Source organism: Streptomyces sp. NPDC059900 (assembly GCF_050270335.1).
Classification (GTDB): domain Bacteria; phylum Actinomycetota; class Actinomycetes; order Streptomycetales; family Streptomycetaceae; genus Streptomyces.
On sequence record NZ_JBNNJZ010000048.1, the window covers coordinates 15,842 to 32,806 of the forward strand.

Below are 16,965 nucleotides of genomic sequence, written 5' to 3' on the forward strand. Positions count from 1 at the left end.
GTCAGGCCGCGACGGGCGCCGCCGCGGGCAGGCCGCGTCGCATCCGCATGAACGGGCGCGGCCGGTCCACCGCGAGGACCGCCGTGGTGTGCCCGTCGCGCTCGTAGGCGGCGAGGAAGCTGCCTTCCTCCGTCGAGCCTTCGAGGACTCGCACGGTGTCGTCGGCCCGCCGCCGCCCCGCGAACTGGATGCGGGAGCCGTACTGGTCGGACCAGAAGTACGGCAGGGGGCGCAGGGTCTCGGCGGTGCGCCCGGCCAGCAAGTTGCCCACGGCGACGCGGGGTTGCTCGGTGGCGCTCGTCCAGTGCTCGGCGCGCGCGGCGCCCGCGCGGGCCACGTCCCCCACCGCGACCACCTGCGGCAGCGCGGTGACGCAGCCGTCGTCGCAGAGCACCCCGTCGTCCACGGCCAGGGCCGTGCCCGCGAGCCAGCCGGTGTTGGGGGCGGCCCCGATGCCGACGACCACCACGTCGGCGGGGAGCAGCCGGCCGTCGGCCAGCTCCACCCCGCGCACGGCCGTGTCGCCGTACAGCGCGGCGACGCCGGTGCCGGTGACGAGCTCCGCTCCCCCGCGCGCGTGCAGCCCCGCGCACACGGCCGCCATTTCCGCGCCCAGTTGCGGGAGCAGCGGCAGCGGGGCGGCCTCGACGACCGTCACGTCGTGCCCGAGCGCCACACACGAGGACGCGGTCTCGGCGCCGATGAATCCGCCGCCGATCACCACGACCCGCTGCGGCCCCGCGGCAAGTTCCGCGCGCAGGGCGCGGGCGTCGTCCAGGGTGCGCAGGGTGTGCACCCCGGCCAGCGACGGCCCCGGCAGGCGGCGCGCGGACGCCCCCGTGGCGATGACCACTCCGTCGCTCGCCACGGTCCGGCCGTCGGCCAGGAGCACGGTGCGCCCGCGCGGGTCCAGGCCGCGGGCACGCACCCCGAGCAGCCACTCGGCGGCCAGCTCGTCTCTCTCCTCCTCGTCGGAGAGGGCGAGTTGGTCCTCGCCGGCCTTCCCGGAGAGGAAGTCCTTGGACAACGGCGGCCTGTCGTACGGTGGATGCGGTTCGTCGCCGATGATCACGAGCCGTCCGTCGTACCCCAGGGCGCGCAGCTCGCGCGCCGCGTAGAGCCCGGCGAGCGAGGCGCCCACCACGGTGATGGTCCTCATGCGGCGGAACCCTCCTCGGCCACGAGGTGGACGTGGATCGTGCCGTCGTCGACGCTCACCCGGTGGGTGCGCACGGCGCGGCGGGCGGGCAGACAGGTCGGCCGCCCGGTCCGGAGATCGAATGAGGCGGCATGGAGCGGGCATTCGACCAGGCATCCTTCGAGCCAGCCCTCGGAGAGAGAGGCGTCCTGGTGGCTGCACGTGTCGTCGATGGCGTAGATCTCGCCGTCGGCGTTGAACACCGCGACGGGCGGTGTGGTGTCGACACGGACGGATTCGCCCGCGGGGAGGTCTTCAAGGCGGCAGACGGGAATCATGGGCCCCCCTCTTGATCTCTCTCGGCCCGGTCCTGACACCTTCTCGGCCCAGGACCCTTCGGTAACATGATGTTTCGCATGGCGCACGAGGGAGCGCTATGCGCAACAGAATCCGGTCGGGATGCCCGCCGCGTCAAGGGCTTCCCGCAGATGCGGCTTCAACGGGCCGCGAGGTGGTGAGAGTTGAGATATGACCGGCACGCGGAAACAGCCTGATCAGAACGAGGAGCCGCGCGGGAGCCAGGCCCAAAGCCGGGCCGGCGAGCCCGGCGAGAAGCAGCCCAAAGCGGCCCCGGCTTCCGTCCAGTCCGTGGACCGCGCGGTCAGCGTCCTGGAGATACTCGCCCGGCTCGGCGAGGCCGGGGTCACCGAGATCGCCGACGAGTTGCGGGTGCACAAGTCGACGGCCTTCCGGCTGCTCGGCGTCCTGGAGAACCGCGGCCTGGTGGGCCAGGCCAAGGACCGCGGGAAGTACTTCCTGGGCGCCGGCGTACTGCGCCTCGCGGGGGCGGCGGCAGTGCGGCTCGACATCTCACAGGAGGGCGGCCCGGTCTGCCGCGACCTCGCCGACGAGCTGGGCGAGACGGTCAACATCGCGATCCTGGACGACGACGCCGCGGTCAACATCATGCAGGCCCGCGGCCCCGCGTCCGTGACCGCGCAGAACTGGCTGGGCAGGCGCACCCCGCTGCACGCCACCTCCAGCGGCAAGATCCTCCTCGCCCATCTGCCCACCACGCTGCGCGAGGGCCTGATAGCGCGCACCCTGCCGCGCCTGACCGAACACACGGTGACCGGGACCGTGGCGCTGCGCGGCGACCTCGAGGCCGTCGTCGAGCAGGGCTTCGCCATCGCCGTGGAGGAGCTCGAAGTGGGTCTGGCCGCCGTCGCCGCGCCGGTGCGCGCGCACGACGGCAAGGTGATCGGGGCGCTCAGCGCGTCGGGGCCCGTGTACCGCCTGACCGAGGACCGGCTCACCGAGCTCGCCAAGCGCACGGTCGCCGCGGCCGTGGAGCTCTCGCGGCGGATGGGGTACGGCTTCTGACGTAGCGTCACTGGACGCGGGACACGAGGGCGGAACCGGGAAAACCTGGTTCCGCCCTCGTCGCGGTCGGGCCCCCGGCGCGTCCCGTGTCGATCGCGTTTCGCCGTGCCCGGTCGATTTGCCAAGGGTTAACTCCCACCCCTTGACGGCCTCTTGATGGCGTTCCCAGTATGTCTCTCATAGCGCAACCCGTCGTGCAGTGCGCAACAGCAGAGGAGTCTGGCCGTGCCACACGAGGTCCGTGCCGTCGTCGCCATGAAGAAGGCCGCACCCGTCGAGGTGCAGACGATCGTCGTGCCAGATCCCGGACCGGGAGAGGTACTTGTCTCCGTGCAGGCCTGCGGGGTCTGCCACACGGATCTGCACTACCGGGAAGGCGCGATCAACGACGACTTCCCGTTCCTGCTCGGCCACGAGGCCGCCGGTACCGTCGAGGCGGTCGGCGCCGACGTCACCGACCTCGCCCCCGGCGACTATGTGGTCCTTGCCTGGCGCGCTCCCTGCGGAGCATGCCGCTCGTGCCTGCGTGGCCGCCCCTGGTACTGCTTCGACTCGCGCAACGCCGCCCAGCCCATGACGCTCCTGGACGGCACCCCGCTGAGCCCCGCCCTCGGCATCGGCGCCTTCGCGGAGAAGACCCTGGTCGCCGCCGGGCAGGCCGTGAAGGTCGACCCGGCGGCCCGCCCCGAGGCCGCCGGGCTCATCGGCTGCGGGGTGATGGCCGGATACGGGGCGGCCGTGAACACCGGCCGGGTGGGCCGCGGCGACACCGTGGCCGTCATCGGCTGCGGCGGGGTCGGCAACGCCGCCATCGCCGGGGCCTCCCTGGCGGGCGCGCGCCGGGTCATCGCCGTCGACATCGACGAGGCCAAGCTCGACGGGGCGACGCGGTTCGGCGCCACGCACACCGTCAACTCCCGCGGCACGGACCCGGTCGACGCGGTCCGCGAACTGACCGGCGGCTTCGGGGTCGACGTCGCGATCGATGCCGTCGGCACCCCGGCGACGTACAAGCAGGCGTTCTACATGCGCGATCACGCGGGGGTACTCGTGCAGGTCGGGGTGCCCGATCCGGAGATGAAGATCGATCTGCCCCTCATCGACCTGTTCTCGCGCGGCGGCGCCCTCAAGTCCTCCTGGTACGGGGACTGCCTGCCCACCCGCGACTTCCCGATCCTCGTCGACCAGTACCTCACCCGCCGGCTCGACCTCGGCGGCTTCGTCTCCGAGACCATCACGCTCGACCAGGTCGAGGAGGCGTTCGGCAGGATGCACCGCGGCGAGGTGCTGCGTTCGGTGGTGGTCCTGTGACCGCCCGCCCCGCCAACGCCCTTTCCTCGACCGCCCCTTCACCGGCCCCCCGCGTCGTGGTCATCGGCGCCGGCATCGTCGGCTGCTCCCTCGCCGACGAGCTGACCGCCCGCGGCTGGACTGACGTCACGGTCCTCGAACAGGGCCCGCTGCCCGCCCCCGGCGGCTCCACCTCGCACGCCCCCGGCCTGGTCTTCCAGACGGGACCGTCCAAGACCCTGACCGCCTTCGCGACGTACACCGTGCAGAAGTTCGGCGCCCTGGAGGTGGACGGCCACTCCTGCTTCAACCCGGTCGGCGGCCTCGAACTCGCCACCACGCCCGAGCGCTGGGCCGACCTCCACCGCAAAGCCGGGTTCGCCGCCTCCCGGGGCATCCGCGCCGAACTCGTCGGCCCCGCCCGGTGCAAGGAGATGTGGCCGCTCATCGACGAGAGCAAGGTCATCGGCGGTCTGCACACCCCCGACGACGGGCTGGCCCGGGCCGTGCCCGCCTGCCGTGCGCAGATCGAGCGGGCACGCGCGCGTGGGGCACGTTTTCTCGACCGGCACACCGTCACCGGCATCGAGCAGGAGGAGGGCCGCGTCACCGCCGTCGTCACCGACCAGGGCACGTTCCCCGCCGACCACGTCGTGTCGGCCGCCGGATTCTGGGGCCCGGTGATCGGACGCATGGCCGGGGTCGACATTCCCCTCCTGCCCCTCGCCCACCAGTACGCCAAGACCGGGCCGCTCGCCGAGCTCGCGGGCGTCAACGACCCGCGCACGGAGGCCTCGAAGCCGATCCTCCGCTTCCAGGACCGCGATCTGTACTTCCGCGAGCACACCGACCGCATCGGCATCGGTTCGTACGCCCACCGTCCGCTGCCCGTAGACGCGTTCACCGTTCCGGCCTACGACGACGCACCGCGGATGCCGTCCTCGTACCCCTTCACCGAGGAGGATTTCGCGCCGAGCTGGGAGGACAGCGGCTGGCTGCTGCCCGCCCTGCGCGACTGCGAGGTGGCGGAAGGCTTCAACGGCGTCTTCTCCTTCACCCCCGACGGGATGCCGGTGCTCGGCGAATCACGGGCGCTGCGCGGCTTCTGGCTGGCCGAGGCGGTGTGGGTGACGCACTCCGCGGGCGTGGCCAAGGCGGTCGCCGAGTGGATGGTCGACGGGCGGCCCTCCGTCGACGTACACGACTGCGACCTCACCCGCTTCGAGGACGCCCAGCGCTCCCCCGCCTACGTCGCCGACCGCGGCGCCCAGCAGTTCGCCGAGGTCTACGACGTCATCCATCCCCTCCAGCCCATGGAGCAGCCGCGGCCGCTGCGCGTCAGCCCCTTCTACGCCCGGCAGCAGGAGCTGGGAGCCGTCTTCCTGGAGGGCGGCGGCTGGGAGCGTCCGCACTGGTACGAGGCGAACGCCCCGCTCCTCGCGGACATCGAGGTCCCTGCGCGCGACGCCTGGTCGGCCCGCCACTGGTCGCCGATCGCGGCGGCGGAGGCGAAGGCGACCCGCGAGAAGGTCGCCCTCTACGACATGACGCCCCTGCGCCGCCTGGAGGTGTCGGGGCCCGGCGCGCTCGCCTTCCTGCAGCGCATGACCTCCAACAACCTGGCCAAGAAGCCCGGCGCGGTGACCTACACCCTCCTCCTGGACGAGACGGGCGGCATCCGCTCCGACCTCACGGTGGCCCGGCTCGCCCCGGACCGCTTCCAGGTCGGCGCAAACAGCCCGGCCGACCTGGACTGGCTGCTGCGCCACGCCCCCGGCGACGTCCACCTGCGGGACATCACCTCGGGGACCTGCTGCATCGGCGTGTGGGGACCGCTCGCCCGCGAGCTCGTCCAGCCGCTCACCCGCGACGACTTCTCGCACGAGGCGTTGGGTTACTTCCGGGCCAGGGAGACCTACATCGGGCATGTCCCGGTCACCGCGATGCGCCTGTCGTACGTCGGCGAGCTGGGCTGGGAGCTGTACACGAGCGCCGACACCGGGCTCCGGCTCTGGGACACGCTCTGGGAGGCGGGGCAGCGGCACGGCGTGATCGCGGCCGGGCGTTCGGCGTTCAACAGCCTGCGCCTGGAGAAGGGGTACCGCGCGTGGGGCCACGACATGACCGCCGAGCACGACCCGTACGAGGCGGGTGTCGGGTTCGCGGTGCGCATGGACCGGGGCGACTTCGTGGGCCGTGCGGCGCTCGAACGGCTCGGCTCCCCCGCCCGCAAGCTCACGGCGCTCCTGCTCGACGATCCGGCCGCCGTCGTCCTGGGCAAGGAGCCCGTCCACGTCGACGGAGTCCCCGCCGGGTACGTCACCAGCGCCTCGTACGGCTACACGCTGGGCCGCTGCGTCGCCTACGCATGGCTTCCGCCGCAGGAGACGGGCGCAAGCGTGCACATCGAGTACTTCGGCGAGAAGGTCTCCGCGACGGTCGCCGAAGAGCCGCTGTTCGACCCGAAGATGACCCGCATCCGCCGCTAGAGGCCGTGCGGCCGCTGTTTCGGTTGTTCTGGCTGATTCAGCTGTTTCGGCTGTTTTGGAGGAAGCTCTGTGTCCCCCACCTACGACGTGATCGTGATCGGCCTCGGCGGCATGGGCAGTGCCGCCGCCCACCACCTGTCCGCGCGCGGCGCCCGTGTCCTCGGCCTGGAGAAGTTCGGCCCCGTCCACAACCGGGGCTCCAGCCACGGGGGTTCGCGCATCACCCGGCAGTCCTACTTCGAGGACCCGGCGTACGTCCCGCTGCTCCTGCGCTCGTACGAACTGTACGCACGCCTGGAGCGCGACACCGGCCGCGAGATCGCCACCCTGTGCGGCGGCGTGATGGTCGGCCGCCCAGAAAGCCGCGCCGTCGCCGGTTCGCTGCTCTCGGCGCGGCAGTGGGACCTGCCCCACGAGATGCTCGACGCCCCCGCGATACGCCGCCGCTTCCCCACCCTCAGCCCGCGCGACGACGAGGTGGCGCTCTACGAGGCGCGGGCCGGGCTCGTCCGCCCCGAGAACACCGTCGCCGCGCACCTCCAGCTCGCCACCCGGCAGGGCGCCGACCTGCACTTCGAGGAACCGATGACACGCTGGGAGCCGTACCGGGACGGCGTGCGCGTACACACCGCCGAAGACACCTACACCGCGGGGCAGTTGGTCATCTGCCCCGGCGCCTGGGCGCCGCAGCTGCTCACCGACATCGGGGTGCCGTTCACCATCGAGCGGCAGGTCATGTACTGGTTCCGGCCGACCGGCGGCGAGCGGCCCTTCCTGCCGCAGAACCACCCGATCTACATCTGGGAGGACGCCGACGACGTGCAGGTCTACGGCTTCCCCGCCATCGACGGCCCGGATCTGGGCGCCAAGGTCGCCTTCTTCCGCAAGGGCACGCCGTGCACGCCGGAGAACATCGAGCGCACGGTCCACGACCACGAGGTCGCGGCGATGGCGGAGCACATGTCGCGCCATATCCCGTCCCTGCCCGGGCAGTTCCTCAAGGCCGCGACCTGCATGTACTCCAATACGCCCGACGAGCACTTCGTCATCACCCGGCATCCGGCCCACCCCGGATCGGTGACCGTCGCGGCCGGGTTCTCCGGGCACGGCTTCAAGTTCGTGCCGGTCGTCGGCGAGATCGTCGCCGATCTGGCCCTGGACGGCGCCACCGAGCACCCGATCGAGCTCTTCGACCCCGGTCGCCTGGCCGCCGCGCCCGCTTGAGGAACACCGACTCGATCAGTACGGACTCGAGCAGTACGGAGGAGTACGCACCGTGACGACGACCCCCGAGGCCCCGTCCGCCGGCAGCCTCATGAGCACGCTGCCCGGCCACTTCTACACCGACCCGGAGATCTTCCGGCAGGAACAGGAACGCGTCTTCGAGTCGCTCTGGTTCTGCGCGGTGCGCTCCGCCGACCTCGGCAAACCGGGCGCGTTCCGCACGGTCCGGATCGGCCGCGAGAGCGTACTGGTCACCCGCTCCCGCTCCGGGGAGCTGCGCGCGTTCCTCAACGTCTGCCGCCACCGCGGCGCCCGGCTGTGCACCGAGGAGTCGGGCGAGGTGCGCCGCGCGCTCCAGTGCCCGTACCACGCATGGACGTACGACCTGGACGGGAAGCTGATCGCCGCGCCGAACCTGACGAGGATGCCCGACGTCGACCGCGCCGCGTACGGCCTGGTCAAGGTCGCGCTGCGGGAGTGGCTCGGCTATGCCTGGGTGTGTCTGGCCGACGAGCCGCCCTCCTTCGAGGAGACGGTCATCGGCGCGGCCGTGGAGCGTCTGGGCGACGCGGCGTCCATCGAACGCTACGGAACCGAAGGGCTCGCCCTCGGCAAGCGCGTCACCTACGACGTGCGCGCCAACTGGAAGCTGATCGTCGAGAACTTCATGGAGTGCTATCACTGCGCGACCATCCACCCCGAACTGACCGAGGTCCTGCCGGAGTTCACGGACGGATTCGCCGCGCAGTACTACGTCGGGCACGGCGCCTCGTTCGGTGACGAGGTCAGCGGCTTCACCGTCGACGGCAGCCCGGGCTTCGACCGCCTGCCCGAGGTCGCCGAGGACCAGGACCGCCGCTACTACGCGATCACGATCAAACCGGCGGTGTTCGTCAACCTCGTGCCCGACCACGTGATCCTGCACCGGATGTTCCCGCTGGCCGAGGACCGCACGGTCGTGGAGTGCGACTGGCTGTACGCACCCGAGGTCGTCGCGTCCGGCGTCGACCTCGACAAGTCCGTGGAGCTTTTCCACCGGGTCAACGAACAGGACTTCGAGGCCTGCGAGCGCACCCAGCCCGCGATGGCGTCACGCGCCTACCGCGGGGGCGGGGTGCTCGTGCCCACCGAGCACCACATCGGACTCTTCCACCAATGGCTGACCGAGCGGCTGGCCTAGGGACTTGTTCAGGAGGCGGGCGCCGGGCGCTTGTACATCCGCGTCGCCGTGATCTCCCCGTGCACCGTCTCCTCGGCCGGGTTCTGCTGCGGCAGGCCCGGCCGCAGGTGCTCCTCGACGCTGATGTACTTCAGCCCCGCCCGCAGGTCAGCGTCGTTCCGCAACCGGATGACCAGCGGGAACTCCGCGAGCGCCGTCGTGTCGAACAGACCCGTCGTGTAGAGCAGCTGTACCCCGAGCGCGTCCGACACGGCCCGCTGGAGCTCCAGGAGATACGTGGCGTTGGCGCGGCCGATGGGGTTGTCCAGGAAGAGCGTGCCGGCGTGCCGGTGCTTGTCGCGGCCCCGGTCGTTGCTGCGCAGGGCGGCCATCGTGCAGTACAGGGCGATGGCGGCGGTCAGCAGCTGGCCGCCGGAGAAGACGTCGCCCATCTGGCCGACCGGCACCCGCTCTGCGCGCAGGACGGCGTCCGGCTTGAGGATCTCGACGGCGATGCCGCGCGGCTCCAGAGCGGCCTGAACGCCGCGAAGGAGCAACGACATTCCGTCCCGCCGCAGGTCGGAGTTCTTCTTGACCGCGGCCCGGGTCGCCTCGTCGATGACCTCGCCCAGGCGCTCGGTGAGCGTCGCCTGGTCGGGCTCCTCGAAGCGCACGCGCAGGAACTCCTGGCCCGACCATTCCCCCAGGCCCTCGGGCAGCTGCGAGAGACGCTGGGCCGAGCGGAGCGTGGCCAGCGAGGACTCCACGAGCCCGCGCAGGCGGTCCACGATGCTGTCGCGGTTGCGCTCCAGCTGCTCCAGCTCGTCGGTGAGTACCCGCAGACGCGGCGCGAAGGCGTCGGCCCACTTCTTGGCGTGCTCCGGCAGCGCGGACGCGGGCAGCTCGCGGATCTGCTGACGGGCGGGGGTGCGCACCTGTTCGTAGCGCGTGGAGTTCGCATGCCGTACGAGGATGTCGCTGGCCTCGCGGACGGCGGCCTCGGCGGCGGAGAGGTCGGCGGCGCAGCCGCGCAGGGAGCGACGGGCCTCGGATGCGGCCTGGCGGGCCTCTTCGAGGGAGCCGGGGTAGGGCTCGGGCTCTTCGGGCGCTTCCTCCTCGTGGTGCTGCTCGCGCAGCAGGTCGCGCAGGAGCGCCGCCGTCTCGTCGAAGCCTCCGGCGGCGTCCTCGGCGGCGCGGTGGGTGTGCAGGAGTGCGGCGTGCGCCTCCTTGGCCTGGCTCAGCGCTTCGGTGTGGGCGGCCAGTTCGCCGGTGGCGGTGCGCAGGAGTGCCTGTGCCTGCTCGGCGTCGGCGGGGACGAGCTCTTCGGGGAGCCCGGTGTGCGCGTCGGCGTCGTCCCCGGGGGCGAGCCGCTCGGCCTCGCCGCGGAGCCGGCCGAGCTGCTCGCTCGCGGCGGACGCGCGGGTCTCGATGAGCTGGACCTGGGCTTCCGCGCGGGCGGACGCGGCCTGCCGGGACGGGCCGTCGGAGCCGTCCGTGCCCTCCAGGAGCAGGGCGGCGCGGGTGCGGACCTTGTTGCTGAGCCGGTCCAGTTCGGCGAGGGCGCTGCTCTCGTCGCTCTCGGCGCGGGCCTGTTCGGCGCGCAGGTCGGCGCCGACACCGACCTTCTCGTAGAGCTGGGAGGCGGCGCGGTAGGCCTCGCGCAGGGCGGGCAGCGAGGACTTGGGGGCGGCGGGGTCCGCGGAGTCCTCGGGCACGTCCTCGGGTGCGCCGGCGATCTCGGAGCGCTCGGCGCGCAGGGCTCGGGCGGTGCGGCGGGCGTCGTCGGCGGCGCGCTGGGCGGATCGCCGGTCCTCGTCGGCGGCGCGGGCGCGGTCCAGGCAGGTCTGGGCGCGGGCCTCCGACTCGACGGCGTCGTCGGCGAGTTCACGCAGCTTGGTCTGCCAGCCCGCGCGCTCGCGCAGCCGGAAGGCGAGTCCCGCGAGGGCGTCGGCGACGCGCCGCGCGCGCTGGGCGGCTTCCTGGCGCTCGTCACGCGCGCGTGCCGCTTCGGCCGCCGTCTCGTCGGCCTCGGCCCGGACCGTACGGGCCTCGGCCAGTTCGCTTTCGGCCTCTTCGGCGAAGGCGCGTGCGCTGCGTGCGGCGGCGGCGAGCTCTTCGATGCGTCCGGCCGGGCAGCCGCTGCGCCAGGAGGCGAGGCGCGCGGCGAGTTCGCGGTCCTTGGTGAGGCGGACGGCGAGCGCCCTGATCTCCTCGTCGCGCCGGGCCGCCCGGGCGCGCAGCGCCGTCCGCTCCTCGTCGGCGGCGTGCTCGTCGTGCATCGCGGGGTTCGGCGGTACGAGGAAGACGTTCTCGTCGCCGCCGCCCGCTTCCTCGCCGGGGGTCGGCGCGAGGAGGGCGGCCGCGGTGCCGACGGCGACCGCGGAGCGGGGCAGCAGGGCGGCGCCCGCGAGGGCTTCGCGGGCGCGGGCGTGCGTGGCGGGGTCGGTGATGACGACGCCGTCCACGAGCTCCGGCCTGGCGGCGAGCACGCGCGCGTGGTCGGCGGGGTCGACGGCCTGGGCGAGGTAGCGCCAGCCGGGCAGTGCGGGGATGCCGTGTTCGCCGAGGAACTCGACGGTGGCCAGGACGTCCGGGCCGGGCGGCAGGAGCCCGCCGTCACCGAGGGCGCCCAGGATCCGGGAGTCGTCGGCGGCGGCGGTCCGCAGGTCGAAGAGCTGGCGCTCGGCCGAGGCGACGCCGTCCTCCAGGAGCGTGCGGAGGTCGTCGGCGCCGCGGTCCAGCTCCGCCAGGGACAGGGGGCCTTCGGCCGGGGCGCGGCTGCCGATGGCGGCGCGGGCGGCTGCCGCTGCGCTGTCCGTGGCCGCGTCCGCCCTCTCCTTGTCGTCGCCCGGCTGTGCCGTGGCCTGCCGCGGCAGCGGCACCCCGGTCTGCGGGCCCGCCCCCGGCAGACCGAGCAGTTCGGCGAGGCGCTCGTCCCCGGCGATCGACTCGGCGGCCCTGCGTTCCGCGTCGTACGCGTGCTCGGCGGCGTCCGCCGCGTCCGATGCGCGGGCCGCGGTGAGTTCGGCGCGGGCCTCTGCGGCGGCTGCCTCCTTGGCGTGCTCGGAGGCGCGCAGGGAGGTCTCGCGGGCGGTGTCCCAGGCGGCCGCCGCGGTCTTCTCGGCGTCGCTGGCGGCGAGCGCCGCGCGTGCCGGGTCGGCGTCCGGTGCGGTGTCGTCGAGCCAGCCCGCGCGGACCGCCTCCGCGGTCTCCTGTTCGACCTCGGTGAGGCGCTGGCGCAGGTGTCCTGCCTCGCTGCGGGCGCGCTGCGCCTCCGTGGCGGCGGTCGTGGCGTCGCGGTGGGCGGCCTCGCCGGTCTCCTGGAGCGCGGCCGAGCGCTCCTCCTCTTCGTTGGCCAGTGACTCGGCGCCTTCGGCCGCGGTGTGCAGGACCCGTACGAGATCGGCCGCCGCCTTGGCGCGTGCGGCGAGGGCGGGTGCCGCGTCCCGCTCGGCCTCCAGGATCGCGGAGGCCACGCGCGCGGAACGGTCGGCGGCGGCGCGGTGGCGCAGGACGGCTTCGGCGGCCTGCCAGGCGGAGTGCAGCTGGCGTGCGTCGGCCAGCTCGCGGCGCTGCGCGGCGGCGGCCTTCTCGGCGACGGTGAGCGCCAGGGAGGCGTGCCGGAAGGCCAGTTCGGCGGAGATCAAGGCGGACCTGCCGCGTGCCTCCTCCGCGGTGGTGACGGTCTGCGCGGCGGCGGTGACCCGCTCGGCGAGGTCCCCGGCGCGGCCCCGCTCGGCGACGCCGCGGGCGAAGAGGCGGCGGGCGAGCGAGCGGGTGCGGCGCTCGGCGCCCGCGTGGACGTCACGCGCGCGTGAGCGGGTGTCGGAGGCGTCGACGATCCGGCCGAGCAGGTCGACGGAGCCCGCGGTGAAGTCCCGTTCGGCGATGAGCTCGGAGCGGCGGCCCAGCTTGTTGCCGAAGCCGTGCACGAGGTCGGCGAGGCCGTCCGTGTCACGGGTGTCCGTGACGGCGCGCAGCAGCAGGTCGGTGAAGTCGGAGTCCTTCTTGACCGCGAAGAGACCGGCGGCCTCGCCCTCGTCGGCGTTCATCTCCCGCTGGTAGCGGAAGAGTTCGGGGTCAAGACCCAGGTCGCCGAGGTGTTCGTTCCAGCGGTCGTGGATCTCCTCCCAGTGCACTTCGAGGTGGGGATAGGCCTTGCCCGCGTCGGTCAGCGCGTCCCGGAAGCCCTTCATGGTGCGCCGGCGCCCCTGCGCGCCCGAGACGCCCTCCACGGACGGCCGCACCGCGGTGGACTCGGCGACCGGCAGCGAGTCCAGGCTCATGCCGGGTCCGGGCCGGAAGGAGTACCACGCCTCGGCGAACTTGCGCGGGTCGTTGGAGACCTGCCTTCCGCGCCATTCGCTGACCTTTCCGACGACGACGCACTCGCCGGTCAGGGTGTGCTGCCACTCCAGGGCGACGTGCCCGCAGTCGTCGGCGAGGAGGAATTTGCGCAGGACTCCGGAGCTCGCGCCGCCCAGGGTGTTGCGGTGGCCCGGCAGCATCACCGAGAAGATCAGCTTCAGGAGGACGGACTTGCCGCCGCCGTTCTCCAGGAAGAGCACGCCCGCGGGTGCCGGGCGCAGCGGCGGACCGGTCGGCTCGTCCTGGAAGAACTCCGCCTGGGCGGGCGCGGGGTCGGGCACCTCCGCGCCGACGCCGCGCAGGTCAAGCACGGTGTCGGCGTAGCGCGCACCGGCGGGGCCGATGGAGTAGAGGCGGACCCGGGACAGCTCGTACATGGCGGCGGACTCTCGTCGTAAGTCGTGCGGAACAGCAGGAAGGGGTCAAGCGGGTGGGGCGGGACTGCGCGAGAGGTTCAGGAGTGGAAGGGCAGGCCCGCGTCGGCGGCCAGTTCCAGGTCGTCGGTCTCGTCGGGGGGCAGCAGGGTCGCGGACCCGTCCGTGACGGGCACGATGCCGAGCTCGAGGAGTTCGGCCATGGCGGCGCCGCCCGCCATGTCGCGCACCTGGAGTTGGTAGCGGGCGGTCGTGCGGTACGTGCCTCCGGAGTCGTCGCCCGTGCGCTGCAGGAACCCGGAGTCGGTGAGGAACGCGACGGCCTTGCCGATGATCCCGGTGGTCGATCCCGCGAGGCGGCGGGCGTCCTTCGTGGCGCCGGTCGAGCTGCGCCGTGTCCAGATCCGCCAGGCGGCTTCGAGTCCGGGGGCGTCGGTCGCCGGGTCGGAGTTCTCGCCCTGCTCCTCGGCGCGCTCCTCCAGGCGGTGGCAGGCCTGCCGCACGAAGGCGTCGACTCCGTTGACCGTGACCCGGCCGATGTAGCCGTCGTCGGCGAGGTCCTCGGGGCGCGGGAACGCCAGGGCGGCGACGGCGAGGTGGGCGAGACCGTGCAGGAAGCGGTCGGTGGAGTCGGCGGCGGTCCTGCGGGCGTAGTCGCCCATGCGGACGGCGAACACGGAGTCCTCGGCCGCCGTCACGGCCATCCCCGCGCGCGGGGACACCTCGAGGACGACGAGCCCGAGTCCGGCGGCGACGGCGTCGGCGAGCCGCGCGAACGGCGGGTCCTCGCGGTAGCGGCGCAGCAGTTCCGCGTACTCCTGGTCGCGGGCGGGCTGGAGCTTGGGCTGGAGCCCGAAGGAGACGAGGCGCGCGGCGTCGGCGGCGTCGGCCGGGGTGACGGCTGCGGTCGTCGCGGGCGCCGCCGATGCCTCCGGCTCGCCCCACGCGGTGTGCTCTGCGGGGTGCTCGGTCACGGCTTGTGCTCCTTGCGGCGGTGGTGCTGGAGAGTCTTGAGGGGGTCGGGAGTGCTCACGGCGGAGTCGATGGCGCGCACAGCGGAGTCGATGGCGCGCACGGCGGAATTGACGGTGCTCATGCGACCTCCGTCCGGCCGGCCGCCATGCCGGCGGCGTCGAGCAGTGCCGTGCCCACGATGAGGTCGGCGCCGCCGAATTCCGGGTCGTCGAGTTCGGTGCCGTCGTCCACGGCGAACAGGAGCTTCTCCTCGCCCTGGCGGTAGGCGGTGCCGACGGGCGGGCTGGCCGCGTGGACGGCGAGGAGGGCGACCAGATAGGGCAGTTCGGTGTCGCGGATCCGGGCGTCGGCCAGGAGCCCGGACAGCCGCCGGGGGGCGTCGGCCGGCAGGTCGAGCAGGTCCATGGCCTCGGCGAGCTGTTCCTCGCTGAAGCGGCTGTCGTCGGGGGTGGCGATGAGGTCCGGCTCGGGCATCTCCACGCCCAGGTGCTCGCGCTCCTGCGGCGGTGTGAGCAGTATGTCGACGAGGTCTCCGACACGCACCGAGACCGGTGTGCGCAGTCCCGTACCGCGCGCGAAGAACGCGTTGGTCACGCGGCTCGCCTGCTCGACCGGGAGCGGCAGGAGCGGGGCGACCAGCTGCCCGTACAGGTCGAGGCCGGTGCGTGCGGTGGGGGTCGCGAAGGCCTGGCGGTCCTGCTCGGCGCGGAACAGCGGGCCCGCTTCGAGGAGCCGGGACTGGAGCTGGGTGTGGCGGCGGATGCAGTCCTTGACGATGTCGACCAGCTCGGCGGCGCGGCGCTTCTGCTCGGGGTCCTCGGACTCGTCGCGTGCCTTGCGGATGTTCGTCAGGATCGCGTTCTCGTGGCGGTAGCGGTCGGCCACGTGGTCGAGCGCCTCGGCGATCATGTCGGGGACGGCCTCGAGCCAGTCCACCGCGCGGACGTTGCGCCGGGTGGCGTCCAGGGCCCTGCGGAGCGTTTCCGAATACTGCACGGTGCGGTACCGCGCCTGCTCCGCGGCGAGCTGGGCGTCGGCGAGGCGGCCGCGGTTGATGAGTACCTCGAGCTTCACCTCGGCGGCGATCTGGGCGCTCGTGACGTCGGTGTCCAGGGCGCCCACCAGGACGTTGACCGCTTCGTCCGTCGTACGGAGATAGACACCGCCGCCGTACCCGGGCACTTCTTCGATCAGTTTGAAGTCGTAGTCCCTGCGCACATAGGAGCCGTCGGTGGCGAAGGTGCCGTACACCGCGCGGAAGCCGCGGTCGACGCTGCCTACGTTGATCAGGTTCTCCAGGACCCAGCGGGCGACGCGTTCGTGCTCGGCCACGGGGCGCCGGGGGGCCTGGGCACCGACGCGCGGGAGCAGCCTGGCCACTATCTGCTCATGATCGGCGCCGGTGTCGAAGTCCATGTTCAGGGTGACCAGGTCGATGGCGGAGAGGGCCACCTCCGCCATCGCGTACACCGAGTACTCGCCCGCGAGGTTGGCCTTGCGCACGTCCAGGTCGTGCAGCGGCGCCGTACAGGCGAGCGCGCGCAGGCGCCGCGCCAGGCCCTCGTCGGCGGCCGGACCCGGAGCGGGCCTCGGCCCCGCGCTGAGCTGGGGCGGAACGGTGTCCGTAACGGCAGGCGAAGTCACGGTGCACAGACTAGATCCTCGGTCTGACAACGGTCGAAACGGCGCAGATCTGACAGCCTCGCGGCGCAGCCCGTCCGGCCCTCAGCGGGCCGCCCGCTCACCCTCCGCCACGCGCTGGCCGTAGACCTCGACGAGGCCGCGCCGCGAGTCGTCCAGGTAGACCGCGAGCAGCCGTTCGGCCTTTGCCGCGTCGCCACCCTGGAGGGTTTCCAGGATCTGCCGGTTGCGGGCGAGGTACGGCTCGTGCAGCCGGCGCGGATCGTCCACCACGTGGAAGGCCAGGCGCAGTTCGGCGAAGACGCTGCGCATCACCTCGTCGGTGCGGGCGCTTCCGGCGAGTGCGACCAGCTCCCGGTGGAAGTGGATGTTGGCGGTGGAGACGCCCTTCCACTTGCGTTCGCGCGCCGCCTTCGTGCCGTCCGCGACGGCGCCCGCGAGTCCGTCGAGCGCGAAGGGCGGGTCTCCGAGTCCGCGGACGACCGCGCATTCGACCAGACGCCGGGTGCGGTAGATGTCCTCCACGTCCTCAATCGTGAGAACTCGGACAAATACCCCGCGGTTGAGCTGGTGGATCAGCAGTCGTTCGTGCGTGAGCAGACGGAAGGCCTCGCGCAGCGTGTTGCGCGAGACGCCGAGCGCGCCGCCGATGCTGTCCTCCGACAGGCGCGCCCCCGGCGGGAAGTACCCCTCCGCGATACGGCTCCGCAGGATGTCCGAGACCCGCTCCGCGGTGCTGGTGCGCCCCAGGAGCGCGCGGTCGTCGGCCAGTCCGCTCGCGTCAGCCATTCCCTCAGCCATGCCCGGATTCAATCGCAGATACAAGAACGAGACAACACGGGTATTGAGGGATCGTTCAACGATCCTCTACGTTGTCGGGCACGGCACGGTCCCCTCCCGCGCCCCATGTCCTGCCCGCTCCGT

12 protein-coding genes are annotated in these 16,965 nt (G+C 72.8%); 5 read left to right on the plus strand and 7 right to left on the minus strand.

The features are described 5' to 3' along the window. Window position 1: 1 nt before the first annotated feature. Window positions 2–1,159 (minus strand): NAD(P)/FAD-dependent oxidoreductase, encoded by a 1,158-nt coding sequence (locus ACQKIP_RS10385; protein ID WP_365864107.1) that lies wholly within the window; start codon window positions 1,157–1,159, stop codon window positions 2–4. Then, complete coding sequence (locus tag ACQKIP_RS10390; protein ID WP_363211107.1) at window positions 1,156–1,476, minus strand: bifunctional 3-phenylpropionate/cinnamic acid dioxygenase ferredoxin subunit; 321 nt, start codon at window positions 1,474–1,476, stop codon at window positions 1,156–1,158. Before ACQKIP_RS10390 ends, ACQKIP_RS10385 begins: the two co-directional genes overlap by 4 nt. A 190-nt stretch (window positions 1,477–1,666) precedes the next feature. On the opposite strand from ACQKIP_RS10390, the gene ACQKIP_RS10395 reads away from it, so the two are divergent. The 5 genes from ACQKIP_RS10395 (at window position 1,667) to ACQKIP_RS10415 (ending at window position 8,704) form a co-directional block, all read left to right on the plus strand. Continuing rightward, window positions 1,667–2,521 carry an IclR family transcriptional regulator gene (locus ACQKIP_RS10395; RefSeq protein WP_365864109.1) on the plus strand — a complete coding sequence of 285 codons (855 nt, stop codon included), beginning with the start codon at window positions 1,667–1,669 and terminating at the stop codon, window positions 2,519–2,521. 225 nt (window positions 2,522–2,746) lie between these two features. Then, complete coding sequence (locus ACQKIP_RS10400) at window positions 2,747–3,832, plus strand: S-(hydroxymethyl)mycothiol dehydrogenase (protein WP_365864111.1); 1,086 nt, start codon at window positions 2,747–2,749, stop codon at window positions 3,830–3,832. Then, the gene (locus ACQKIP_RS10405) at window positions 3,829–6,300 is read left to right on the plus strand and encodes a GcvT family protein (protein ID WP_365864113.1); all 2,472 of its coding nucleotides are present in this window, start codon (window positions 3,829–3,831) and stop codon (window positions 6,298–6,300) included. The genes ACQKIP_RS10400 and ACQKIP_RS10405 overlap by 4 nt, the downstream gene beginning before the upstream one ends. 69 nt (window positions 6,301–6,369) lie before the next feature. Continuing rightward, window positions 6,370–7,524, plus strand: a complete 1,155-nt coding sequence (gene solA / locus ACQKIP_RS10410; RefSeq protein ID WP_365864115.1) for an N-methyl-L-tryptophan oxidase — start codon at window positions 6,370–6,372, stop codon at window positions 7,522–7,524. Window positions 7,525–7,576: 52 nt separating this feature from the next. Further along, a complete protein-coding gene (locus tag ACQKIP_RS10415) occupies window positions 7,577–8,704 on the plus strand; it encodes an aromatic ring-hydroxylating oxygenase subunit alpha (protein ID WP_365864117.1) in 1,128 nt (375 codons plus the stop codon). 8 nt (window positions 8,705–8,712) lie between these two features. On the opposite strand, the gene ACQKIP_RS10420 is transcribed toward ACQKIP_RS10415, so the two are convergent. From ACQKIP_RS10420 to ACQKIP_RS10440, 5 genes are all read right to left on the minus strand, one after another. Continuing rightward, on the minus strand, window positions 8,713–13,428 hold the full coding sequence (locus ACQKIP_RS10420; protein ID WP_365864119.1) for a hypothetical protein: 4,716 nt from the start codon (window positions 13,426–13,428) through the stop codon (window positions 8,713–8,715). Window positions 13,429–13,505: 77 nt separating this feature from the next. Beyond that, complete coding sequence (locus ACQKIP_RS10425; RefSeq protein WP_365864121.1) at window positions 13,506–14,399, minus strand: hypothetical protein; 894 nt, start codon at window positions 14,397–14,399, stop codon at window positions 13,506–13,508. Beyond that, window positions 14,396–14,521, minus strand: coding sequence for a hypothetical protein (locus ACQKIP_RS10430; RefSeq protein ID WP_365864123.1), 126 nt, complete (start codon window positions 14,519–14,521; stop codon window positions 14,396–14,398). The genes ACQKIP_RS10425 and ACQKIP_RS10430 overlap by 4 nt, the downstream gene beginning before the upstream one ends. Continuing rightward, a complete protein-coding gene (locus ACQKIP_RS10435) occupies window positions 14,518–16,044 on the minus strand; it encodes a hypothetical protein (RefSeq protein WP_365864124.1) in 1,527 nt (508 codons plus the stop codon). Before ACQKIP_RS10435 ends, ACQKIP_RS10430 begins: the two co-directional genes overlap by 4 nt. Before the next feature lie 81 nt (window positions 16,045–16,125). Further along, window positions 16,126–16,842 (minus strand): GntR family transcriptional regulator, encoded by a 717-nt coding sequence (locus ACQKIP_RS10440; protein ID WP_365864126.1) that lies wholly within the window; start codon window positions 16,840–16,842, stop codon window positions 16,126–16,128. Window positions 16,843–16,965: the final 123 nt, after the last annotated feature.

Excerpts from the sequence above, each read along its gene's own strand:
- ACQKIP_RS10395 (WP_365864109.1), top strand. The coding sequence starts at position 1,667 with ATGACCGGCACGCGGAAACAGCCTGATCAGAACGAGGAGCCGCGCGGG.
- ACQKIP_RS10390 (WP_363211107.1), bottom strand. The coding sequence starts at position 1,476 with ATGATTCCCGTCTGCCGCCTTGAAGACCTCCCCGCGGGCGAATCCGTC.
- ACQKIP_RS10440 (WP_365864126.1), bottom strand. The coding sequence starts at position 16,842 with ATGGCTGAGGGAATGGCTGACGCGAGCGGACTGGCCGACGACCGCGCG.
- ACQKIP_RS10430 (WP_365864123.1), bottom strand. The coding sequence starts at position 14,521 with ATGAGCACCGTCAATTCCGCCGTGCGCGCCATCGACTCCGCTGTGCGC.
- ACQKIP_RS10385 (WP_365864107.1), bottom strand. The coding sequence starts at position 1,159 with ATGAGGACCATCACCGTGGTGGGCGCCTCGCTCGCCGGGCTCTACGCG.
- ACQKIP_RS10420 (WP_365864119.1), bottom strand. The coding sequence starts at position 13,428 with ATGTACGAGCTGTCCCGGGTCCGCCTCTACTCCATCGGCCCCGCCGGT.